This window comes from Formosa sediminum, from assembly GCF_007197735.1.
Classification (GTDB): Bacteria; Bacteroidota; Bacteroidia; order Flavobacteriales; family Flavobacteriaceae; genus Formosa; species Formosa sediminum.
Genome location: NZ_CP041637.1, coordinates 2831632 through 2856131, shown reverse-complemented (window position 1 = coordinate 2856131; position 24500 = coordinate 2831632). Strand labels below are relative to the sequence as shown.

Below are 24500 nucleotides of genomic sequence, written 5' to 3'. Positions count from 1 at the left end.
AAACACACTCTTATTATGAAAAAAATATTTTTTATTGCAGTTTTATTATCATCTATAACTACTTATAGTTTTAATACTTCTTATAAAGGATATCTTGTTCCAAAATTAGATACAACCCTAATTAAACAAAACACAAAAATTACACCTATTTCACATGCAACCTTTATTATGAAAATGAAAAACATCGTGATATATTTTGATCCTGTAGGTGGTGCAGAAGCATTTAAAGGACAAGATACACCTAATCTTATTCTAATTACAGATATCCATGGAGATCACTTAAATATTGAAACGTTAGAAGCTGTAACACAACAAGCTACTACTATTATTGCTCCACAAGCTGTAGCAGATAAATTAACTCCTGACTTAAAAAAGCAAACTCTTATTATTAAAAATGGAGAAACGACCACTTACGAAGATATAAAGATAGAAGCCATACCTATGTATAATTTACGTGATGAAGCTTTAAAATTTCATGCAAAAGGAAGAGGTAATGGCTACCTCCTATCTCAATCAGATACAAGAATTTACATTTCTGGGGATACAGAAGATATTCCTGAAATGCGTAATTTAAAAAATATAGATTTAGCATTTGTATGTATGAATTTACCTTATACTATGCCTGTTAAAAATGCTGCAGATGCAGTTTTAGATTTTAAGCCTAAAGAGGTTATACCTTATCATTACCGTGGTACAGACGGGCTAAGCGATATTAATTACTTTAAAAGCTTAATTGAAGCAAAAAACAAGACCATTAAAGTAACGCTACTTGATTGGTATTCAAAAAATTAATAAATTAATTGTGTAAGTATTGATATTTTATTTTATATTTGAAACGCTATTAGTCTAACAAATATATTTTATCATGTCAATTGTATTATCTCAATTCAAGCTATCTAGTCATACTTTACTGTTAATTCAAGAAAAAGAAATTGTTATTAGTTTATTAATTATCGTAAGTGTTTTACTGGTATTGTTAATTTTAGGTATGCGTAAAACTTATAAATTAAACGAAGAAAACAAACGTCTTTCCAATTTAAATTATTTAGATACTGAGGTACAAGAAGAAAAATATAAAGATTTTACAGAAGGACATTTATATAACAATAATTAAAGAAATTTAAAAGATAAAAAAGAGCCTATAATAAATAATTATAGGCTCTTTTTATGTTTATATGTATATAAAAATTAACGAACTAATTTTTTATACTTAATACGTTTGGGCATTAAATCACCTCCTAAACGTTTCTTTTTATTTTCTTCGTATTCACTAAAACTACCTTCAAAGAAATATACTTGGCTATCACCTTCAAAAGCTAATATATGCGTACATATTCTATCTAAAAACCATCTATCGTGACTAATTACTACAGCACAACCAGCAAAGTTTTCTAAACCTTCTTCTAACGCACGTAACGTATTCACATCTAAATCGTTTGTAGGCTCATCTAAAAGCAATACATTTCCTTCTTCTTTAAGCGTCATGGCTAAATGTAAACGGTTACGCTCACCTCCAGAAAGTAATTTTACTTTCTTGTTTTGTTCGCCTCCAGAAAAGTTAAAACGACTTAAATATGCTCTAGAATTTACTTCCTTGCCCCCCATTAAAATCAGTTCTTGTTCGTCACTAAAGTTTTGCCAAATGGTTTTTTCCGGATCAATATTCGAGTGACTTTGGTCTACATAAGCAATTTTTGCAGTGTCTCCTACCTCAAAAGAGCCTTTATCTGGTTCTTGTTCTCCCATTATCATTCTGAAAATAGTTGTTTTACCAGCACCATTGGGACCAATAATTCCAACAATACCAGCTTGTGGAAGGTTAAAGTTTAAATCTTCATATAGCAGTTTATCATCAAAACCTTTACTAATACCTTTGGCTTCAATCACATTCGTACCCAAACGCGGTCCGTTAGGGATATAAATTTCTAATTTTTCGTCAAGCTGTTTTTGATCTTGACTCATTAATTTATCGTAATTCTTTAAACGCGCTTTCTGTTTGGTTTGACGCCCTTTTGCACCTTGGCGTACCCAATCTAATTCTCGCTCTAAAGTTTTCTGACGTTTAGAAGCTGTTTTACTTTCTTGAGCTAAACGTTTTGATTTTTGATCTAACCAAGACGAATAATTTCCTTTCCAAGGGATACCTTCACCCCGATCTAATTCTAAAATCCAGCCTGCAACATTATCTAAAAAGTATCTATCGTGTGTTACAGCTATTACAGTCCCTTTATATTGTGCTAAATGTTGTTCTAACCAATGTACAGATTCTGCATCTAAGTGGTTGGTAGGTTCGTCTAAAAGCAATACATCTGGTTCTTTTAAAAGTAAACGACAAAGCGCAACACGTCTGCGTTCTCCACCAGATAATACACTAATTTTCTTATCCCCATCAGGCGTACGTAAAGCATCCATGGCGATTTCTAATTTTGTATCTAACTCCCAAGCATTAGAAGCATCAATTTGGTCTTGAAGTTCTGCCTGACGTGCCATTAACTTATCCATTTTATCGGCGTCAGAATAGATTTCTTCTAAGCCAAACATGTCGTTAATTTTATTATACTCTTCAAGTATAGCAACAGTTTCGGCAGCACCTTCACGCACTATTTCCATTACCGTTTTATCTTCATCTAACTGTGGTTCTTGTTCTAGATATCCTACAGAATAGTCTTGAAGAAAGGTTACATCGCCTTGAAAATTTTTATCAACTCCAGCGATAATTTTTAATAAAGTCGATTTTCCAGAACCGTTAAGACCTAAAATCCCAATTTTTGCGCCGTAAAAAAAACTTAAATAAATATTCTTTAAAACTGGTGTGTTTGCACCAGGGAATGTCTTGGTTAATCCAGACATTGAAAAAATTACTTTCTTATCGTCACTCATAATTATACTCTTCCTTTTAATGCGTTAAATACCCAAGCAATAGCAAAAAAACCAATGCCTACAGCTGCAAATCCCCAGCCTGCTACATCTTCATATCTAAAAGCTCCTAAAGCGATTAAAGCTAATCCTACTACAATCATAATGGTTGTTGCCCAAGCTAAAACCGTATTTTTATTCATTGCCATAATTTGTAAATCTTATATTTTTAGAGCGCATCAGTTTTAGTAAAAATTAAAATCTGTCAGGCTATTCGTTATATCTTTTTTAATTGCTATGCATTAAAAAAGGATGTTACTTCTATCCTTTGCGCAAATTCAGATACAAATATCGCATTTTTAGTACTAATTTTAAATTATTACCACAACATTCTTATTACAATTATAACTATTATTTGTTTTTGGTATTTAAAATCTTAATTCACAAGTTGTTTCTTATTTAAATCAATTAAAAACACAAAAAAGGAATGTGTTAATGCACATTCCTTTATATATATAATCATAAATAGATTGGGGGTTATTCTAAATCTGTAATAGGTTCATATTTTGGTACTAATGTTTTCATCACAATCCAACCAATTAAATAAGCTAAAGCACAAAATGTAAACACAATAAAATAACCTGCTTCTATACCTTCATAACCTAAAAAATTCATGTTTGTTTCTGCCGAATAATCAAACAGTATACCAGATCCTTTATTAATAAAAGTAGATCCTACACCACCTGCCAAACCTCCTATCCCTGTTACAGTTGCTATAGCAGATTTAGGAAACATATCACCGACTGTAGTAAATATATTTGCAGACCATGCTTGGTGTGCAGCACCTGCGATACCAATTATAATTACAGGAAACCAATACGATACATGCCCTAAAGGTTGAGCAACAATAGCTAATAGTGGAAAAAAAGCAAAAATAAGCATTGCTCGCATACGGCCAGCATATGGATTCATCCCTTTTTTCTCAACAAAATAAGTTGGTAACCAACCTCCAATAATCGATAATAAAGTAATGGCATATAATACAAATAAAGCAAACTGTGAAACAGGATCTGACGATTCCATACCATATACAGAGCTTAAGTAAGCTGGTGTCCAAAATAAATAAAACCACCACACGCCATCTGTCATAAACTTACCAAAAGCAAATGCCCAAGTTTGTTTATATTTAAAAAGTTGTTTAAAGGTGATTTTTTTACCAAGTTCATTATCTTTTTTAACTGGCTCTACATCTTGATTAATGTATTCTAATTCTGCAGGATTTACTTTAGGGTGTAAATGTGGTTTATTATAACCAAATTGCCACCATCCCATCCAAATGAATCCAAGCGCACCAATTACTATAAATGCAGATTCCCATCCATAATGTTTAGCCAATAATGGAATTATTAATGGTGCTGCTAATGCTCCTACTGTAGCTCCTGCGTTAAAAATACTAGTTGCATATGCTCTATCTTTTTTAGGAAAAAATTCTGCAGTTGTTTTAATTGCTGCCGGAAAATTTCCTGCTTCACCAATCGCTAAAACTAAACGTGCAAAAATAAATAAGGCAACACTTACATTTAATACACGAGATACGTCTTCTACTTGAGATATATAATGGCTTGCTTCTTCAAACCCTACAAACCAATGTCCTGTTAAAATTCCAGAAGTTGCAATACCACAAAATGCATGTAATACAGCTCCTAAAGACCAGACTCCAATGGCCCACATAAATCCTTTTTTGGTGTCTAACCAATCTACAAGACGACCTGCAAATAGTAAGCTAATGGCATAAAAAAGAGAAAATAATGCAGTTATAGTTCCATAATCATTATCAGTCCAATGAAACTCTGGAGCAATAAAATCTTTCCAGGTTAGAGAAAGTACTTGTCTGTCTAAATAATTTACGGCGGTAGCCATAAACAACATGGCTACGATTGTCCACCGGTACTTGGACTTTTTTTCAATAACGTCGGTTGTTTTCATAAAAAAATTTTAAAATATTATTTTTAGTTTATTTGTTTAGTAAAAATAATGTTGTTTATCGACAAAAACTAATAGTTTTATCAAAAATGTTATCGATTGCATTATTAATAATAAAAATTGTAACTATAAGAAAATAACGACACTTAATTAATATGATTACAGCTACAACCCCAAAACCATTATTATTTAAATTAAAACCGAAGATTTTATATGATATAAAATAGAAATTAAGACTACATCTAAAACCATTAAATTGTGGTATTACTTGATGTTTATTTTGAATTTATAGCATGATTTAACTAATTTTTAAATAGAAAATAAATCTTGTAAACAAAAGTCCACTTACATTTGCCTGCTCTAGTAAGTAAAAAATTAAATTATGAATAAAGGTCTTTTAACATTAGCCATAGGAGGTTTTGGTATTGGTTTAACAGAATTTGTAATTATGGGTATTCTACCAGAAATTTCAGCGGCATTTAATATAACAATTCCTAAAGCTGGACACTTTATCTCGGCTTATGCACTTGGAGTTGTTGTTGGTGCCCCTGTATTAACCAGTATAGGTAGTAAATGGCCTGCTAATAAAGTTTTATTAGGCTTAATGTTATGGTTTACTATATTTAATACCTTGTCTGCTTTTGCTACTGGATATTCTTCGTTTATTATATTAAGATTTTTATCAGGATTACCACATGGTGCCTTTTTTGGAATTGGTGCAGTTGTTGCCGGAAAATTATCTAAAGAAGGAAAATCGGCACAAGGTATTGCGATAATGTTTAGCGGATTAACGTTTGCAAATTTACTTGGTGTACCCCTAGGTACCTATCTAGGTAAACATTTTAGTTGGAATCTCTCTTTTTTATTAGTTGGATTTGTAGGTGTTTTAGTTGTATTAAGTATTAAGTTTTGGATGCCTCTTTTAAAACAATCTTCTGAAAGTCATTTTCTTGATGATTTAAAGATTTTTAAACGCTTAGAGTTGTGGCTAATTATTTTATTAACTACCATAGGAACAGGTGGCTTTTTTGCTTGGTATAGTTATATTGCTCCATTAATTACAGATGTTGCACATCATCCAGCCGAGATGGTTTCTATTGCAATGATATTGGCAGGATTAGGTATGGTTGTTGGAAATTTTTTAGGAGCCAAATTAACCGAACGTTTTACCCCTATGTATGCCGTAATTTTAATTTTGTCTGCTATGGCTGTATGTCTAGCTATAAATACATTCTTAGCCTCAGATAAAGTAATGGTTTTAATTATGACATTTATAATTGGAGCGGTAACATTTTGCCTTTCAACACCAATTCAAGTCGCAATTATAAATGCATCTGAAGGTTCTGAGACTTTAGGGTCGTCACTAAACCAAAGTGCCTTTAATATAGGAAATGCCTCTGGAGCATATTTTGCAGGATTGCCAATTGCCATGGGATATGGTTATACGTCTGCAGACTGGGTTGGAGCTGGTATGGCCACATCAGGCGTACTTATTGCTTTAGTAATTATAATGGTAAGAAAACAACGTTATAAAAAGGTAGTCAATAACAATTAAAATAAAAAAAGCTAACTCTTAAAGAGTTAGCTTTTTTTTTGGGTCAACAGTTATATTAATTAATTAAAATTCTATTACATGTATTTCAGATCGTCTATTTTCTTTATGCATGTCTTCCGTACATTTTGTATTTTCATCACACCTATTTATCAATCTAGATTCACCAAAGGCTTTACCTTCTATTCTATTTTTTTCTATACCATTATTTAATAAATAATCTAAAGTACTTTTTAATCGTTTTTCAGAAAGGACTTGATTATATGCTGCAGAACCTCTAGAATCTGTATGCGAAGTAATTTCTAAGGTTAATTCTGGATATGTATTTAAAATAGATAATAAATTATTAAGGACGGTTTTAGAAGTTGTTGTTAAATTAGAAGAATCAAAAGCAAAATAAATAGAATCTAAATTGTCTATTTCACCCTGAATTTTATTTTTCTTCTCAGCTTTTTCTTTTTCTATTAAAGCTAATCTTTCTTTTTCAGCTGCTTCAGCTTGTTGTTTAGCTAATAATACTGCTTCGGCATTTGCTTTATTTGCATCTGCAATAGAATCTTGAACTCGTGTTTGTTCTGCTAACAACGAAGCTTCTAATCCATCTATTTTTTCTTGATCTTTTTTATTTAATTTCTTATCTACATCAAATCTATATACTACACCTATAGCATGTTGTTTGTGGTTCCTAAAATTTTGATTCATTCCCCATTTCCCCGTAGAATTAACATCCATTCCAAACTTTTCACTAAACCAAATTCTAAAACCTAAAATAGCATTGTAGGTTCCTCTACCGTTATTATTAGCATTAGTATATCCAAGACCAACTCCTGCATAAGGATCAAACCAACCCGTTTCTCCAATAAGTTTGTTTAAATCATAACTTAATCTAGAGTCTATTGCAAAATAATCTACATCTTTTTCAAGAGGAAAATTATCCACTATTTTACCTTCTTTATACTTATTGTAAGTAAAAATTCCTTCAATACCTAAACCGCTTTTAAAATATTTACCAATACTTAATCTTGAAGGGTAAGGCACGGTGTTCCATCCTTCTTCAGTATCAAAAACGCCTTTAAATACATTTCCTGAATCGTCTACAGCATTAAATCCTATACCAACCATCCAAAAACTAACGTTAGTAGAATCTAATTCTTCTTTTAATTCATTAAGCTCTGTAGTATCCGTAAGTTCTGTTAACTCTGCATTTTGTGAGTAACTTGCAAAACTAATTGCAATAAATAATACAAGTAAAGTTTCTCTAAATAATTTCATTACCGGGTTTTGTTAATTAATCAAATTTAGATAAAGCATTTATTGCTGAAAAATTAAAACTTTAAAACGTTTTAAATATTCGATAATTAGATTAACGTATAGATAAAGGAGTTATATAACCACATAAAACCCAGCTTTTAAAGCTAAAAGCACTATATCTTCATTGGGACTTCTATAAATAATAGACTTGTTTTTGCCAAAGCAAGCATATTTACAACAGAAGTTTCAGAAATACCTATAGCATCTCGTGTTTGTAATGTATAGGCTTCTAGTTTAAGTTCGCCATTTATTACCATAATATAAACACCGTGGTTTTTACTTTTTAAGTAGTATTGAAAAGTGTTATTTTCATCTAAATCCAACCTCGAAATTAAAGCATCTTGATGAATTTTTAATGTTCCTTCCTTTTCATAATCTATAGACGACACTAAATATTGTAATTGATTTTTTCGTGCTGCAGTATTAAAAGTGTCTTGATCGTATCGTGGTTCTACATTGTCTTTATTAGGTATAATCCAAATCTGAAATAAGTTTAAATGCGTTTCCTGAGAACCATTAATTTCTGAATGTTCTACTCCGCGTCCTGCACTCATAACTTGGACTTCATCTGGAAGCACCGATTTCCATTCGTTTTCTAATGAGTCTCTGTGCTTTAGTTCACCGCTTAAAGGAATGGTAATTATTTCCATATTTTTATGCGGATGCGTGCCAAATCCCATTTTAGGCGCTATTATATCGTCATTTAATACACGTAATGCTCCAAAATTCATACGGTCTTTATTATGCCAATTAGCAAAACTAAACGAATGATTTGCTTGTAACCATCCGTGGTTTGCAAATCCTCTACTCTCTGATGTATGTAAAATTGTTTTCATATTAACTATATTAAAATTTTGTGTATGGTTACATTAACGTAATTTATCTAACAAATCACTTAGTTGAGCAGCCTCTTCTTCCGTTAAATTCTTAAATATATCTCCCATCTTCGTTTTTGCTATTTCATCTAATAAGTCTAAACCTTGCGTGGTAATTTCTATATACACTACTCGTCTGTCGGTTGGACATGGAATACGTGATATTAAATTTTTAGCAAACAACTTATCCATTAAACGTGTAACATTTGGAGACCGTTCCACCATACGTTCTTTAATAGTTTGCACCTTTAAAGGTTTACCTGCTCCTTTTAATATTCGTAAAATATTATATTGTTGAGATGAAATTTTAAACGGTTTAAAAAAAGTATTCTGATAGCTATTGATCCAATTTGCTGTATAAATAATATTCAGCATGGCTTTTACTTTATTATTTGGAAAAGTAGAATTTATATCTTTTGAAAAATCTCCCATGTATGTTTTTTTTAGTGATTTAAAGCCTCTTGAAACAGTTTTACCGCCTTTAATAATTGAGCATTTAAATCGGAATGAGTTATTTTACCTTCAGAAAAATTATCGAAAAACGACGGTAATGAATAGGTCGCTACGATATTAGAATCATGTCTAGGAAAACGTGCTTTCGCCATTTCTAAAACAGTAAGTCCTCCTCTCGCTCCTGGCGAAGTTGCCATTAAAAGCATAGGCTTATTTTGAAATGTTTTGGGTTCTACTCTAGATATCCAATCAAAAAGATTTTTAAATACCGCTGTATACGCACCATTATGTTCTGCTAAGGAAATTATAAGACCATCTGCTTCTTTAATAATATTCATTAAGCGCTTAGCGTGTTCTGGAAACCCAGTTTCTTGCTCTAAATCTACACTAAAAATAGGAACTTCAAAATCATTTAAATCTAATATTGTGGTATCCAAATTTTCAACTAAACTGCTTGTATAAGTTACCAATTGTTTATTTATAGACTGCTTACTATTACTCCCTGCAAATGCAATAATATGTTTCATGTTATTAATTTATTTTCTTGTTAAAGATATAAGATACAATTAATAAAATTAAAGCTAATAATGCTGGTAAATGTCCGCCATCATTAATCATAATATGAGCAAAAAAAGCCAAAACAAAAGCAAAGAAAAATCCGGAGTAAGCCCATTCTTTAATCACTTTAAAATTAGGATTCCATATTGCAAACAACCCTAATAATTTTGCCAGTGCATAGGGATATATTAGATATGCTGGATATCCGAAATTGGTAAACATGTTAGCGACTTCATCATGTTTAAAAAAATACATACTTACCGAAAACAATAATATAACTGTTAAAAGGCCCGTTGCTACATAATAGATAATTTTATTCTTTTTCATATAATTAAAGGTTTTATTAAAACAAATATACAATAAAAAAATAATATATTCCTAGGAATATATTTCCTTGTATTGTAAATGACATTAATTAAAATGTATCAGATATTTTTAAACTTTCGTATTTTAGCTGCAAATTGATTTTTTACATGGATATCAACTTCAATAAAAACGAAGATCACAATAAACTTTTAGTATCAGAATTAAAAAGACGTTTTGCAAAAGTTAGCCTAGGTGGAGGCTTAAAACGTATTGAAAAATTACATAGCAAAGGCAAGCTTACTGCTAGAGAACGTATAGATTACTTATTAGATCCTAAATCTAAAAGTATAGAAATCGGGAATTTTGCAGGAGAAGATATGTACCCTGAACATGGTGGGTGTCCTTCTGCTGGAGTTGTTGTAAAAATAGGATACATTAAAGGCAAACAATGTATAGTTGTGGCAAATGATGCCACAGTTAAAGCCGGTGCATGGTTTCCAATTACGGGAAAAAAGAACTTGCGTGCTCAAGAAATTGCAATCGAAAATAAATTACCAATTATCTATTTAGTAGATAGTGCTGGTGTTTATTTACCCTTACAAGACGAAATTTTTCCTGATAAAGAACACTTTGGTCGTATATTTAGAAATAACGCTATTATGAGTAGTATGGGAATTACTCAAATTTCTGCCGTTATGGGAAGTTGCGTTGCTGGTGGTGCTTATTTGCCAATTATGAGTGATGAAGCTTTAATAGTAGATAAAACTGCTAGTATTTTTCTTGCAGGAAGTTATTTGGTAAAAGCAGCAATAGGAGAATCTATTGATAATGAAACGTTGGGTGGTGCTACCACGCATTGTGAAATTAGTGGTGTTACCGATTATAAAGCGAAAGATGATAAAGACGCTTTAGATAAAATTAAATTTATTATTGATAAAATTGGGGATTACGATAAAGCTGGTTTTAACAGAACAAAAGCCTTTAAACCCAAAGATAATCCTAAAGATATTTATGGCATTCTTCCTAAAAGCAGAGCAGATCAATACGATATGAAAGCCATTATTTCGCGTTTGGTAGACAATTCTGAATTTGAAGAATATAAAGAAGGTTACGGTAAAACCATTATTACCGCTTATGCTAGAATAGATGGTTGGGCTGTTGGAATTGTAGCAAACCAAAGACAACTCGTTAAAACAAAGCAAGGAGAAATGCAATTTGGTGGAGTTATTTACAACGACAGTGCAGATAAAGCTACGCGTTTTATTGCCAATTGCAATCAGAAAAAAATACCATTAGTTTTTTTACAAGATGTAACTGGATTTATGGTAGGTTCTAAATCTGAGCATGGTGGTATCATTAAAGATGGTGCTAAAATGGTTAATGCAGTAAGTAACTCTGTAGTTCCTAAATTCACCATTATTATAGGTAATAGCTATGGAGCGGGAAATTACGCCATGTGTGGTAAAGCTTACGATCCCAGATTAATTGTATCTTGGCCAAGTGCAGAACTTGCTGTTATGAGTGGAAACTCGGCTGCTAAAGTCTTACTACAAATAGAAACAGCATCTTTAAAAGCTAAAGGAGAAACCATTACACCAGAAAAAGAAGCTGAATTATTTGATCAAATAAAATCAAGATACGATAACCAAGTCTCTCCATATTATGCGGCATCTAGACTCTGGACAGATGGTATTATAGACCCTTTAGATACTCGTACGTGGGTTTCTATGGGAATTGAAGCTGCTAACCACGCACCTATTGAAAAGCCATTTAACTTAGGTATTTTGCAAGTTTAAGCTATAATTTACTCTTTAATTAAAACAACAACACTTATATTTTTTTATGAAAAAAAACTACAAATGTATTACTAGCAATAGTAACTATAATGGCCTTTTCTGTAGATAGTCATGCACAACTTTGGAAAAAACTTAAAGAAAAAGCTGAAGATGCCATTGTAAAAAGTGCAGAAAAAGAAATAGATAAAACAATTAATGGAGACGCACCTTCTGAAATAGAAGATGAAGAAGACATTGAAAATATTGAAAAAAGCGATACCGAAATTGAAACCACGGTTCATACAGATAATGATGACATTACAAGCTTAGACAGTCCAGAAATTTGGCGAAACTTTCGTTTTGTTCCAGGTGAAAATGTAATTTTTTACGATGATTTAAGTACAGAACAAATTGGAGAATTCCCGTCTCGATGGGACCTAGTTAAAGGAGGTGCTGAAGTGGTAAAAATTAACGGAGAGAAAGCTATAATATTGGTTGCAGAAACAAGTAATATTATTAAACCTCTATTTAATTCTAAAGATTATTTAGGCGATGAATTTACTATAGAGTATGACATATTGATACCTAATTTAGAAGAATAAAAAATCTGGTATATGAGACATGACTTACATTTTAGCGACGATTATAGAACCAGCGATACAGAAATTGAAATAAAAAAAGCTGCTAGAATTGAAGGTTGGGCTGCTAACAGTAATTTTAAAATGGAAAGTATTTCTGTTGGAATGCAAAATGCTTGGCACCACATTGCTATTTCCTATTACAAAGGTAAATTTAAAATGTATTACGACTCTAAGCGCATATCTAACATCCCTAAATTTGATGTAGCGCCTAATATGTTAGGTATTGGCTTAATGTTTTACTCTAAAAACGACAGTAAACACCCTTATTTGGCTGTAAAAAATATTAGAATTGCACATGGTGGTGGCGAAATGTACAATAGAATTGTTGCCAACGGAGAGTACGTAACTAATGGAATTATTTTTGATAGTGGCAAATCTACAATAAAAGGAAATTCCCAAGGAATTATTAATCAAATGGTAACTATTTTACAAGAAAACCCTGATTGGAAATTTGAAATTATAGGACATACAGACAGTGATGGTTCTGAAGCTAATAACTTAACCTTGTCTACAGATAGAGCAAATGCTGTTAAAACCACAATTATTAAGCAAGGCATAGAAGTCGATAGGTTACATGTTGTTGGTAAAGGAGAATCTCAACCTTTAAATGCAAACAGTACGCCAGAAGAAAAAGCTAATAATAGACGTGTTGCTTTTGTGAAAATTTAAAAAAGCAGTTCTGCGTTAAGTATAAAAAAGCCACTAATCTATTATTAGTGGCTTTTTTATATTATATTATTTTGAATATACTATATCAACTCCAACGTCTTCTTACGTTGTATTTTTCTGTTAGGTGTTTCTATAAATTTCTTAATAAAAATAATTTCTTTAGGAATTTCATTCTTTTTTAAATCTTTAAAAACTTCAGAATCAATAGGTCTCTCCTCGCCTTCAACAACTAAAACTAAACGCTCACCAAGCTTATCATCGGGTAAGCCTGCTACAAAGAATCGTTGTGAAATACCTCCAGTTAAATGTTTTTCTATTTGTTCTGCAAACAACTTTAAACCACCAGAATTAATTACATTATCTATTCTTCCAATTAATTTAAATTCATTTTCAGAATGCATTACTGCAACATCATTAGTTTCAAGTTTACCATCAAATAAATAATCTGCTTCAAGCACTAAACAGCCTTTATCATTAGTAGAAACTTTTACATTAGGCATTGCCTTATAAAAATCTGTTTTATGAGGTCCATTTAAAGGTCTAAACGCAATATGACTTACCGTCTCTGTCATTCCGTAAGTAGAATAACATTGGGTATCTATACCTTGAATATCTTGTAATAACTTATGAGATGCAGCTGCTCCACCAATAATTAAAGCTTTAAAATGATGTAATTTAGGTAATAAATTTTCAGCCTGTGGCGGGATCATGGCAGAGAAGTCATATGTTTTCGTTTCATCAAAAACAGGAGTAATACGTGGTGGTACAACATCTAATTCTAAACCTAAAATCATTGCTCGAACCAACATCATTCTACCTGAAATAAAATTAAAAGGCAAACAATGTAATAAACTATCTCCTGGACGCAAATTAAATGCATTACCTGTAGCGATAGCCGAATTTACCATGGCTTGTTTTTTAATTTTAATTTTTTTTGGAGCACCAATAGACCCCGAAGTTTGTACTTCTACATAATCGTTATTATCTAACCAAGCTTGTAAAAAATCACCTAATGTTTTTTGGTGAGGTTCTCCTTCCTTTATAAAGCAATATGCAACTTCACTTAAAGATTCTGAATCGTAATAACGACCGTTTAATTTAAATTTTAAATGAATTTTATCGTAAGTTGGTATATTACTCTGTACTTCTGCTATCATGGTAAAATATTTTAGTTATTGTTTTGTATGTCTTCATTTAAATCTGCTTCTAAAGCATGTGTTGTTACAGGATTAACTATTCGTCCTGTAAGTTTATGCTTCCAATCTGTCCAATTGTATTTTTTTGAAAAGATAAAAAGTAAAATTGGAAAAATGACAAACACAGGTAGAAAAATTTCTATAAAATTGGCTTTATCTGGTTCAGATATATCTTTTAATATGGAATAAGTCTGTAACGCACTCCAATCTGATGTTACTAATAATGCCGTGAATAAATTATTTGCTGCATGAAATCCTAGAGACAACTCCATCCCTTCATCCATTAAAGTTAATATCCCTAAAAACAACCCTGTTCCTATATAATATATCATTATAATATACCCTAATTTTTCAACTTCAGGATTAGAGATGTGCAATCCACCAAAAATTATAGAGGTAATTAATAACGGTAAAAGGTTAGTTTTTGAAATGACTCCTATTCCCTGCATTAAATAGCCTCTAAACATATACTCTTCAAAACTTGTTTGAATAGGAACAAGAATGATTGCTATAACTACAAGAATTAGAAATTTATTAAGTTGAAAATTATAAACATAATGCTCTGGATACATAAAGTAGTCTACAACAACAAATATAGACGACACAACACCCCAAAGTATAAAGGAAAAAAACACCCGTTTCCAGTCTATACGCTCGCGTGTTGTTGTAAGGTTTAATAGAGATAATTTATGAACTAATTTAACAGCTAAAAACAAACATAACAATCCGCCTAAAAATGGAAGCATTATAAAAATTAAATTCAAATTAGGGTCGAATAATTGTAATACAAAATTTGTGTCTTTTAATTGAGCTACATCAACATCTCCTTGTAATGTTTTTAAACTAATTGCTATAAGATGGGGCGTAGAAAAAATCATTACTCCTACTAAAGCAATCAGTACACCTACTATATAGCGCCACCAATCTGTTAATCCTTTATAAGCTTGACTTATATACATATATATCTATAAATTAAAATTCCAGTTTTTGTTTGTATTATATAGTAATGTTCCATTTTTAACCTGAAGAGGCGAGTCAATATTATTAGTAAATAATCCTCCAGTACCTAAGCCTTGAGGCAAATTACTTTGTAAAGTATATGTATATTGAGCAATTGCATTTAAGCCCACATTACTTTCTAAAGCACTAGTTATCCACCATCCTATTTTACGATTTTCGGCCAATGCAATCCAAGAATTACTACCTTGAAAACCACCTATTAAACTAGGTTTTAAAATAATATATTGTGGATTTATTAGCTCTAACAACTTCTGCTTATCTTCCTGATTATTAATACCTATCAACTCTTCATCTAAAGCAATAGGCAAAGGTGTTTGTGCACATAAGTTTGCCATAGTTTCTAATTGTCCCGCTTGAATGGGCTGTTCTATAGAATGTAAATCAAAAGCAGATAAGACATTTAATTTTTCTAAAGCTTCTTCCGGACTAAATGCCCCGTTAGCATCGACACGTAATTCGATCTCTGAGGCAGAAAATTCTTTTCGAATAGACTTTATTAAATTAACTTCTGTTTGAAAGTCTATGGCACCAATTTTCATTTTAATACAACTAAAACCAGCCTCCAATTTATCTTTAATTTGAGACTTCATAAAGGTTTCGCTTCCCATCCAAATTAAACCATTTATAGCAATGGCAGCTGTTCCAGATGTAAATTTAGACGGAAACAAAGCAAACGGTGTATCTCCAGCTAAAGATTTAAAAGCCATTTCTAGACCAAATTGTATACTGGGGAATGCTGTTAATTCAATTAACAACGCCTCTAATCCCTTATTTATATTGGCACAAACCCATTGTAGTTTGGCTTCATAATCGGGTCTATCATCTATAGATAAACCTCTAAAAAGACCAGTTTCACCAATACCTTTTTTACCATCGGAAACCAACTGAATAAACCAAGTTTCTTTCGTTTTTAGTACACCTCTAGATGTTCCGCTAGGAGTTTTAAAATTTAGAATATACTTTTGATATGTTGCTGTAATCATAGTATCAAAAATAGTTAAATATTTTCTCAAAACAGACAATTAGTAGCTTCTAAAAACTCATAAAAAAGCCTTAAAAAATATAGTAATACATCTTTTAAGGCGATAAATTATAGTGTTTAAATAAGTTAGAGTTCTATAGACTCTCCCACATCAAGCAACATTAAGTCTTTATCTTTATCGAAGAACTTACGTTTGGCTTCTTCATGGTCTATTTCAATATATCCAAACGTATCGTAATGATATCCCAATACTTTATCGCAAGCAATAAAATCGCTAGCTATGAGTGCGTCATCTACACTCATTGTAAAATTATCTCCTATAGGTAAAATTGCTAAATCTAATTTAGTATGCATTGGGATTAGTTTCATATCAAACGTTAATGCAGTGTCTCCTGCGATATAAATGTTTTTACGTTCACCTTCTATAACAAAACCTCCTGGGTTACCGCCATAAGATCCATCTGCAAAACTAGATGAATGAATGGCATTTACATACTTAACTGTACCAAATTCAAAATCCCATTTCCCACCATGATTCATTGGGTGGCCTTCTATACCTTTATTTGCATAATAGGATATGATTTCGGCATTAGAGACAATAATAGCGTTAGTACGTTTAGCAATTGCCTCGACATCTGCAACATGATCTTCATGTGCATGTGTTATTAATATATAATCTGCTTTTAATGTTTCAATATTAATATGTGATGCTTTCTCGTTTGGAGAGATAAACGGATCTACTAAAATTGAGATGTCATTTACTTCTATTCCAAGACTTGCATGTCCGTAAAATGTGATTTTCATATATCAATTGTTTTTTATTTTAATTAAAAAAACTCAGACATATTTATTAAATCTGTCTGAGTTTCTCAGTACCCAAAAATAAAGCTAATTTAAGCTTACTATTGATAAAAATATCAACTTACATAAAGATACAAAATATTATAATGTATCTCCTTATAAGTTTTCAACTTAACTATTTTTAACAAATTTTGAAGGTATTTTAGTTATAAAACAAACCCTAATCCTAACAATAAAGCTAATAAAAAAGTGCTAAGTGCTAATTTTTTTAATTCCGGATCTAGATCTTTTGGTACTTTATTTTTGTGTACGGTTATTAAATGTTTTATGAGTGGAATGTAAGCCACTAATACTATTAAATTAATAGGAGATGTATAAAATATAATAACAAAAGCAGTGTTTAAAACTAGTGCACCTCCAACTAAAAAATAATGATACTGTTTCGCTGTTTTAGACCCCATCTTTACTACCAAAGTATTTTTATTCGATTTGGCATCAGATAATATATCACGCATATTATTTAGGTTTAAAACCCCTGCACTTAATAATCCAATTGTTATTGCGGGTAAAAAAGTAATGTAATCTATTTGTTTAACATACAACACGTAAGACCCTATTACACTGACTAATCCAAAAAACAAAAACACAAATACATCACCTAATCCTTTATATCCATAAGCCGAATTTCCGACTGTATATTTTATAGCTGCGACCACACAGGCAACACCTAAGACAAAGAAAAATACCGACATAGCAAAGTTTTCTTTACCAAATGCTACCCAAATTAATGCGATAGCAAATACTAATGTAATACCAATATTTAACTTAATTGCAGATCGCATTTGCAATGCTGTTATAGCTCCGCTTTGTAACGCACGCATCGGACCAATACGATCGTCGTTATCGGTGCCTTTTATGCCATCTCCATAATCGTTTGCTAAATTAGATAGAATCTGTAAACTTAACGTAGTAAATATTGCTAGTACAAAAATAGGGGTATTAAAAAAACCATCGAAAGCAGCTAGACAACTCCCCACAATAATACCTGAAATAGACAATGGCAAAGTGCGTAATCGCATAGCCGAAATCCATTTTGAAAAATTACTCATATGTATTTATTATGGGATCCATTTTTTCTCAAAGTTCGGTTTACGCTTTTCTAAAAATGCATTCCGACCTTCTTTAGCTTCATCTGTCATGTAAGCCAAGCGTGTTACTTCACCAGCAAAAACTTGCTGCCCAACCATACCATCATCTGTTAAATTCATGGCAAATTTCAGCATTTTAATGGACGTAGGTGATTTAGCTAATATTTCCTGAGCCCACTCGTAAGCGGTAGCCTCTAATTCTGCATGCGGAATTACAGCATTTACCATGCCCATTTCAAAAGCTTCTTGAGCTGAATAATTTCGTCCTAAAAAGAAAATCTCTCTAGCCTTTTTCTGCCCAACCATTTTTGCTAAATACGCCGATCCATACCCGGCATCAAAACTGGTAACATCGGCATCGGTTTGTTTAAAAATGGCATGTTCTTTACTGGCTAAAGTTAAATCACAAACCACATGTAATGAATGTCCACCACCAACAGCCCAACCTGGTACTACTGCAATAACAGCTTTAGGCATAAAACGAATTAAACGTTGAACTTCTAATATGTTTAAACGGTGATAACCATCTTCACCTACATAACCTTGTTTTCCTCTAGCATTTTGATCGCCACCACTACAAAAGGAATACACACCATCTTTAGAAGAAGGCCCTTCGGCAGATAATAAAACTACACCAATATTTACATCTTCATTAGCATCATAAAAAGCGTCGTATAATTCGCTTGTGGTTTTTGGTCTAAACGCATTTCTAATATCTGGTCTGTTAAACGCTATACGCGCCACACCATTACATTTTTTATAAGTAATGTCTTCATATTCTTTGACAGTTACCCAATTTGCTTGTTCCATTTTTCTTATTTTAGCCAAAAATAAATCATTTTACATAAACCCATACTTCATAATGAAAAAATATAGTATTTTCTTATTACTACTTACCATGACGTCTGTAACTTTTGCACAGGCTTATAAATTTGAAACCAAAGTAGATCTTGGTGCACTAGATGTTTTAAACCAAGGAAACACAGGTACATGCTGGAGTTTTTCTACATCGTCTTTTTTAGAAAGTGAAATTTTAAGAACTACTGGAAAACACATCGATTTATCTGAAATGTACAATGTTAGACAAACGTATCCTTTAAAATCATGGAATTATGTAATGCGCCAAGGTAAGGCACAATTTAGTGAAGGTGGTTTAGCTCACGATGTTATAAACAGCATGGATGCTTACGGGTTAGTGCCTAATGAGGCGTATACTGGATTATTAAAAAATAGTACTAAACACGATCATTCAGACATTGTAAGTGCTTTAAAAACGGTTTTAGACAGTTATATTAAAAACCCTAAAACTTACGATGGAAATTGGAAAACTGATGTTTCTAAAGTATTAGATAAAAAATTAGGTGAAGTTAAAACAAACTTTACTTACGAAGGCGTAGCCTATACACCACAAACATTTCTTACCATGACGGGGTTAAAAGCTAAAGACTATGTTACGCTGACATCTTTTACACATAAACCTTACAACACATTTTTTATACTAAATATTCCTGATAATTTTTCTAACGGAAGTTTTTACAATGTACCTTTAGAAGATTTATTTGATATAACCTATGATGCTCTAAAAAATGGTTTTACTGTAGAATTAGATTGCGACGTAAGTGAGAAAACATTCTCTTCAAAATATGGTGTTGCGGTGTGGCCAAAAGATGAAAAAGATACAGAATCTGCTTTAAAATCTATCGAAAAAGAATTAAAAGTAACTCCAGAATATCGCCAGCAAGAATTTGAAAATTTTGATACTACAGACGATCATTTGATGCATATTGTTGGTTTGGTTGAAGATCAAAAAGGAAATACTTATTTTAAGGTGAAAAATTCTTGGGGCGGAAACTCAGACCGCGTATCTAACGACGGATATATTTACATGAGTGAAGCTTACTTTAAATTAAAAACCATATCTGTTATGGTGCATAAAGATGCGTTACCACGTTCTATTAAAAAAGATTTAAACTTGTAATCTCAGGTAACAAAGTACAAAAAAGCCTCAAACACTACTGTTTGAGGCTTTTTTTAATCTATTCTAAAGGCAATTACACGAGATAAATGCCATCGTCTTTAATTTCAATTAAGCGCTTTTTATAAAGTGTTCCCACAGCTTTTTTAAAGTTCTTTTTACTCATATGTAAAGCTTCTTTAATAGCTTCTGGAGCAGATTTATCGGTTAAATTAAGATAACCGCTATTATCTTCAAGTTCTTTCATTATTAAATCGGCATTAGGCTCTATACTTCTGTACCCAATTTTACCTAACATAATATCTAACTTATTATCGGGACGTACTTTTTTAACAATCCCTTTTAATCGGTCACCAACACTTAAATCCTGAAAGATATCATCTTTAAATATTAAACCTGTATGCGTTTTATTCACAATAACATTCATTCCAATATCGGAAGGATGTGATACAATTAAATCAACCTCATCAAAAGCCTGTACAGTTAAATCTTTATTACTTAAAAACTGATTGGTTTTGCTAGATGCTACCAAACGATTACTTTTTTCGTCTTCATAACAATAAACAAGATACCATCCGCCTTTCTTCATTTTAAAGGCCTGTTCTTTAAACGGACAAAATAATTCTTTTACCAATCCCCAATCTAAAAAAGCACCAAAATCGTTGGTTTGGTTGCAACGTAATAACGCATAGTCTCCTTTAGTTATATAGGGTTTGTCTGTAGTTGCAATAATACGCTCTTCATTATCTAAATATATAAAAACTTCAATATTGTCTCCAATTTCAAACGTTTCTGGGACATAGCGATTTGGTAATAAAACATCGTTACCTTCATTATCTCCTAAAAACAATCCAGGTTCTGTATCGCGTAATATTGTTAATGTATTGTATTCTCCTAAATGTATCATGCCGCAAAGGTAATAATATTAGTTGTTGTTTATGCTAAAAGTTAACGGTGCCTCTTACAATTATTTTAAAGCTTTAAAATACTCAATTAAAACAATATCATTGATTGTAGAAGGGGTAAAAATTTCTAATAGTTTAGGTGAAGATGAATGATTATAAAATGTGTTTAATTCTGATTGCAATTCATGTTCATTTGAAGCTGTTTGATATTCAAACTTATACATTTCTGCTAATTGTTTAGCGGTTAATTGATGTTTAGTTTCAAAATAATAATCAAAATTTTCTGTGTTTTTATGCCCTGGTAAAATTCTAAAAATACCACCACCTTCATTGTTAATTATTATAATTCTAAAATCTGCAGGAATATAATTATTCCACAACGCATTACTGTCGTAAAAAAAGCTTAAGTCTCCTGATATTAGTGTAGTAGGTTTATTTGTTGCCACAGCGCTTCCAATAGCTGTAGATGTACTACCGTCTATACCACTAGTACCGCGATTACAAAAGACCTCGACATTGTATGGCAATTTAAATAATTGTGAATACCGAATAGTAGAACTATTTCCCAACTGCAAAACAGAATCTTTACGGAGCGTTTTAAACAATACATCAAAAACTTTAAAATCACTATATACACATTGGTTTACATAGGTGTTATGTTTTACATTTCGTAATAGTTGTACCTCGTTCCAATAAGCATTATAACCGGTATCTAAAAATGTAGTTCGGTTTAGTAATTCACTAAAAAACTGATTTGCAGTGGTTTTTATTACTTTACTTAAACTAAAAAAAGTATCGTTAGCTTTATGCATCCCCACATGCCAATGTTGTTTGGGTTTATACTGACGTAAAAATGCTTTAATGCGCTTAGATACAATTAATCCTCCAAAAGTTAGTAAAATATCGGGTTGTAAGGCTTTAAATTCAGCATCTGTTAAAGGTGTTATTAGTTTATCAATTCCTGAAAAAAAAGCCTCATGGTGTATGTTAGATGTCGTTTCTGTTAACACGACTACACTATCATCTTCTGCTAAAAGATCTAAATATTTCTGTTCTATTTCATTGGGTCCATTTACGCCTACAAGAATTAATTTGCGTTCTGCAATATCCCACGCATCTGCACAACCTTCAATGGTTTCAAAATCTATTTCAAGAGCATGAGGCTCTGCTGCGATAATTTTAGGAGAAACTGATAATTCTGAAATACGATTGTAAAGCGGTTCGTTAAAAGGAATATTAATGTGGACAGGACCAGATTGTGTTATCGCAATATTTAAAGCCTTATTGATGGCGATTTCGTTGCGCTTTTGTACATCTTTTTGAAGACGTAAAACATCTTCTAACTTGTGCTCAATAGTTTTTAATACATCTACAAAATCATGATTAGTACTTTTAACAGGTTCATCTAAATTTAGATTAGCACTATATAAAATATGATTTTGAAATACGTTGGGCTGATTAATGGTTTGTCCATCACCAATATTAACCATATGTGGAGGACGATCTGCCGAAAGTACAATTAATGGAATGTTACTAAAAAATGCTTCTGAAATAGCAGGATAATAGTTTAATAACGCACTTCCTGAAGTACATGCAACTGCAACTGGCTCTTTTAATTGTTGCGCAATTCCTAAAGCAAAAAACGCTGCACAACGCTCGTCTACTATACTATAACATGTAAAAAATGGATCGTGTGTAAATCCTATTGTTAAAGGTGCATTTCTACTTCCTGGAGAAATTACTATATGTTTAATGTGTTTTGCTTTACACAGTTGAATCACTGTTTGTGCGAGAGGAATCGCTGAATATATCATGAACTATAAATTATAATCTATCTGCTGTAAAATTAAGCATTCTTAAATTTATACACGACCAACTTCCCTCTTTTTAATAGTGATTCTTAAGGTATATTACATTTTATTAAAAAAGTACCTTTTTCATAGTTGATGTTTTATTTACAGTTTCCTCCCATTCGGCTTCCGGATTAGAGTCTTTGGTAATTCCACCTCCTACATATAAAGCTATTGTGTTTGGTAAAACTTGCATACAACGTAAATTAACATACAAATTGCTTACTGTTTTTACCGTGGCATAAACATTATTTTCTACATTTCTACGATTTGTGTTTCGGGTTTGTCGTGTTTTAAAATGCAACTCCCCCATAAATCCTGAATAAAATTCGCGATTATAATTTTCGTGCTTTAATATAAAGGCTTTAGCTTCGGGTTTTGGCAAACCACATACCGCTGGTGTTGGATGTAACGCACGAACAATATGTAACAAACTAGAATATTCTTTTTTTAAACGTGCCGAAATTTGGGTTTGTAAATGTAATAAGCTACCTGCTCTAACCGTGCGTCGTTCAGATGTAGAGACTTGTTCTACCACAGTATTTAGATTAGATACAATATAATCGGTAACAAATTGCTGTTCTTGCTCCTCTTTGGTTCCCCAAGACACATCTGTAGTACCTTTATACACTTGTGTTCCTGCTAATGCCATTGTAGACATGCGTTGTCCTTCTGTTTTTAATAAGGTTTCTGGAGTTGCTCCTAGCCATAATCCTATTTTTGGATGATACCAACAATACACAAAAGCGGTTTTATAAGTAGACAATAAGCGTTTAAACACTTCAAAAACCTCTAGATTATCTTTAACTACATAATCAGGTCTCGATAATACAACTTTCTTTAAATCGGTTTCCGCTATAGCTGTAATGGCCTTTTGAATGGTTTCTATATACGCCGTCTTTTGATTTAAAGCAGACTCAAAGTTAGAATTAGCATGTTCTACGGGTTCACTTTTAAAACCATCACAGTAAATTAACTCTGATGCAGCCAAAGGCAAGAGTATCATTTTCGAAGTATCATCAAATGGAGCAAATACAAAACCAGATTCCGATAGCTCTTTGGTTTCGTGTAACTCATCATCATGCTGAAATAGGGCTTGAATTCTCTCCTCATTAGGTTTTCTGTAAGCCACAAATGGTAATGCATCCTGAAACTGTGTGTTTAGGCTGTGAAAAAATGTATCTTGATCCATTTACTTTTTCTTGGGTAAGGTAATAGTAGATAATTTACAAAGTGAAATCAATTGATCGTCATCATCTGTCACACGAATATCTATAAGCTGAGTTGTTCTTCCTTTGTGAATAAATGAAGCTTTAGCGTAAACATTCCCCGATTTAACACTTTTTAAATGATTTGCAGTAATTTCTAATCCACGAACAAAAAACTCAGATGTATCTAAAAAAATATGCGAGGCAAAACTACCAACACTTTCGGCTAAAGCGGCTGTTGCACCGCCGTGTAATACTCCGTCTGGCTGATGCACTCTAGCGTTTACAGGCATTTTAGCAACTAAAGTGTCTTCAGTATAATCTACAATTTCAATTTGCAACGTTTCCATTAGTGTGTTTTTACAAGCTGCATTGGCTTGTTTAAGCACATCTTCTTTTGTGGGTTTCATATAAAACGTATATTTAGAACTACAAA

The 24500-nt window shown here is 32.0% G+C and carries 25 protein-coding genes; 7 read left to right on the top strand and 18 right to left on the bottom strand.

Translation table 11 applies throughout. From position 1 onward, the window contains the following. Positions 1 to 15 precede the first annotated feature (15 nt). Together FNB79_RS12490 and FNB79_RS12485 are read left to right on the top strand one after the other, a co-directional pair. Complete coding sequence (locus FNB79_RS12490; protein ID WP_143381620.1) at positions 16 to 792, top strand: MBL fold metallo-hydrolase; 777 nt, start codon at positions 16 to 18, stop codon at positions 790 to 792. A 73-nt stretch (positions 793 to 865) separates the two neighbouring features. Next, complete coding sequence (locus tag FNB79_RS12485; RefSeq protein ID WP_143381619.1) at positions 866 to 1114, top strand: hypothetical protein; 249 nt, start codon at positions 866 to 868, stop codon at positions 1112 to 1114. Between the two features lie 74 nt (positions 1115 to 1188). Here the strand turns inward: FNB79_RS12485 and ettA are convergent, their stop codons facing one another. From ettA to FNB79_RS12470, 3 genes are all read right to left on the bottom strand, one after another. Continuing rightward, entirely contained in the window at positions 1189 to 2880 is a 1692-nt protein-coding gene (gene ettA, locus FNB79_RS12480) for an energy-dependent translational throttle protein EttA (protein ID WP_143381618.1), read from the bottom strand. Between the two features lie 2 nt (positions 2881 to 2882). Next, complete coding sequence (locus tag FNB79_RS12475) at positions 2883 to 3065, bottom strand: CAL67264 family membrane protein (RefSeq protein ID WP_057779529.1); 183 nt, start codon at positions 3063 to 3065, stop codon at positions 2883 to 2885. A gap of 328 nt (positions 3066 to 3393) precedes the next feature. Further along, positions 3394 to 4842 carry an MFS transporter gene (locus tag FNB79_RS12470; protein ID WP_143381617.1) on the bottom strand — a complete coding sequence of 483 codons (1449 nt, stop codon included), beginning with the start codon at positions 4840 to 4842 and terminating at the stop codon, positions 3394 to 3396. Positions 4843 to 5221: 379 nt separating this feature from the next. Here FNB79_RS12470 and FNB79_RS12465 point away from each other — a divergent pair, with 379 nt between their 5' ends. Then, positions 5222 to 6394 (top strand): MFS transporter, encoded by a 1173-nt coding sequence (locus FNB79_RS12465; protein WP_143381616.1) that lies wholly within the window; start codon positions 5222 to 5224, stop codon positions 6392 to 6394. A 63-nt stretch (positions 6395 to 6457) separates the two neighbouring features. On the opposite strand, the gene FNB79_RS17480 is transcribed toward FNB79_RS12465, so the two are convergent. The 5 genes from FNB79_RS17480 to FNB79_RS12440 form a co-directional block, all read right to left on the bottom strand. After that, the gene (locus FNB79_RS17480; RefSeq protein WP_185967771.1) at positions 6458 to 7663 is read right to left on the bottom strand and encodes an OmpA family protein; all 1206 of its coding nucleotides are present in this window, start codon (positions 7661 to 7663) and stop codon (positions 6458 to 6460) included. A 152-nt stretch (positions 7664 to 7815) separates the two neighbouring features. Further along, entirely contained in the window at positions 7816 to 8538 is a 723-nt protein-coding gene (locus FNB79_RS12455) for a pirin family protein (protein ID WP_143381615.1), read from the bottom strand. Between the two features lie 33 nt (positions 8539 to 8571). Next, positions 8572 to 9009: a MarR family winged helix-turn-helix transcriptional regulator gene (locus FNB79_RS12450; RefSeq protein ID WP_143381614.1), complete on the bottom strand. Its 438-nt coding sequence runs from the start codon at positions 9007 to 9009 to the stop codon at positions 8572 to 8574. Between the two features lie 11 nt (positions 9010 to 9020). Further along, positions 9021 to 9557: an NADPH-dependent FMN reductase gene (locus FNB79_RS12445; RefSeq protein ID WP_143381613.1), complete on the bottom strand. Its 537-nt coding sequence runs from the start codon at positions 9555 to 9557 to the stop codon at positions 9021 to 9023. Positions 9558 to 9561: 4 nt separating this feature from the next. Beyond that, positions 9562 to 9915 (bottom strand): DoxX family protein, encoded by a 354-nt coding sequence (locus tag FNB79_RS12440; protein ID WP_143381612.1) that lies wholly within the window; start codon positions 9913 to 9915, stop codon positions 9562 to 9564. A 146-nt stretch (positions 9916 to 10061) separates the two neighbouring features. On the opposite strand from FNB79_RS12440, the gene FNB79_RS12435 reads away from it, so the two are divergent. From FNB79_RS12435 to FNB79_RS12425, 3 genes are all read left to right on the top strand, one after another. Beyond that, the gene (locus FNB79_RS12435) at positions 10062 to 11690 is read left to right on the top strand and encodes an acyl-CoA carboxylase subunit beta (protein WP_143381611.1); all 1629 of its coding nucleotides are present in this window, start codon (positions 10062 to 10064) and stop codon (positions 11688 to 11690) included. 89 nt (positions 11691 to 11779) lie between these two features. Then, positions 11780 to 12271: a hypothetical protein gene (locus FNB79_RS12430; RefSeq protein ID WP_143381610.1), complete on the top strand. Its 492-nt coding sequence runs from the start codon at positions 11780 to 11782 to the stop codon at positions 12269 to 12271. Between the two features lie 12 nt (positions 12272 to 12283). Further along, positions 12284 to 12979 carry an OmpA family protein gene (locus tag FNB79_RS12425; protein WP_143381609.1) on the top strand — a complete coding sequence of 232 codons (696 nt, stop codon included), beginning with the start codon at positions 12284 to 12286 and terminating at the stop codon, positions 12977 to 12979. Between the two features lie 80 nt (positions 12980 to 13059). On the opposite strand, the gene FNB79_RS12420 is transcribed toward FNB79_RS12425, so the two are convergent. The 6 genes from FNB79_RS12420 to FNB79_RS12395 all read right to left on the bottom strand — a co-directional run bounded on the left by FNB79_RS12420 (position 13060) and on the right by FNB79_RS12395 (position 18936). Then, a complete protein-coding gene (locus tag FNB79_RS12420) occupies positions 13060 to 14136 on the bottom strand; it encodes an AMP-binding protein (RefSeq protein WP_143381608.1) in 1077 nt (358 codons plus the stop codon). 11 nt (positions 14137 to 14147) lie between these two features. Further along, positions 14148 to 15134 (bottom strand): CPBP family intramembrane glutamic endopeptidase, encoded by a 987-nt coding sequence (locus tag FNB79_RS12415; protein WP_143381607.1) that lies wholly within the window; start codon positions 15132 to 15134, stop codon positions 14148 to 14150. Positions 15135 to 15140: 6 nt separating this feature from the next. Continuing rightward, entirely contained in the window at positions 15141 to 16178 is a 1038-nt protein-coding gene (locus tag FNB79_RS12410; protein WP_143382628.1) for an o-succinylbenzoate synthase, read from the bottom strand. Between the two features lie 125 nt (positions 16179 to 16303). Continuing rightward, entirely contained in the window at positions 16304 to 16981 is a 678-nt protein-coding gene (locus tag FNB79_RS12405; protein WP_143381606.1) for a metal-dependent hydrolase, read from the bottom strand. Positions 16982 to 17184: 203 nt separating this feature from the next. Continuing rightward, on the bottom strand, positions 17185 to 18087 hold the full coding sequence (gene menA / locus FNB79_RS12400; protein ID WP_143381605.1) for a 1,4-dihydroxy-2-naphthoate octaprenyltransferase: 903 nt from the start codon (positions 18085 to 18087) through the stop codon (positions 17185 to 17187). Between the two features lie 9 nt (positions 18088 to 18096). Then, positions 18097 to 18936 (bottom strand): 1,4-dihydroxy-2-naphthoyl-CoA synthase, encoded by an 840-nt coding sequence (locus FNB79_RS12395; RefSeq protein ID WP_143381604.1) that lies wholly within the window; start codon positions 18934 to 18936, stop codon positions 18097 to 18099. A 52-nt stretch (positions 18937 to 18988) separates the two neighbouring features. Here FNB79_RS12395 and FNB79_RS12390 point away from each other — a divergent pair, with 52 nt between their 5' ends. After that, a complete protein-coding gene (locus FNB79_RS12390) occupies positions 18989 to 20104 on the top strand; it encodes a C1 family peptidase (protein ID WP_143381603.1) in 1116 nt (371 codons plus the stop codon). A 73-nt stretch (positions 20105 to 20177) separates the two neighbouring features. On the opposite strand, the gene FNB79_RS12385 is transcribed toward FNB79_RS12390, so the two are convergent. The 4 genes from FNB79_RS12385 to FNB79_RS12370 all read right to left on the bottom strand — a co-directional run bounded on the left by FNB79_RS12385 (position 20178) and on the right by FNB79_RS12370 (position 24474). Beyond that, positions 20178 to 21008, bottom strand: coding sequence for a CvfB family protein (locus FNB79_RS12385; protein WP_143381602.1), 831 nt, complete (start codon positions 21006 to 21008; stop codon positions 20178 to 20180). A gap of 60 nt (positions 21009 to 21068) precedes the next feature. Beyond that, positions 21069 to 22820 (bottom strand): 2-succinyl-5-enolpyruvyl-6-hydroxy-3-cyclohexene-1-carboxylic-acid synthase, encoded by a 1752-nt coding sequence (menD, locus tag FNB79_RS12380; RefSeq protein WP_143381601.1) that lies wholly within the window; start codon positions 22818 to 22820, stop codon positions 21069 to 21071. A gap of 106 nt (positions 22821 to 22926) precedes the next feature. Next, positions 22927 to 24048, bottom strand: a complete 1122-nt coding sequence (locus FNB79_RS12375; RefSeq protein ID WP_143381600.1) for a chorismate-binding protein — start codon at positions 24046 to 24048, stop codon at positions 22927 to 22929. Continuing rightward, a complete protein-coding gene (locus tag FNB79_RS12370; protein WP_143381599.1) occupies positions 24049 to 24474 on the bottom strand; it encodes a PaaI family thioesterase in 426 nt (141 codons plus the stop codon). Between the last annotated feature and the right edge of the window lie 26 nt (positions 24475 to 24500).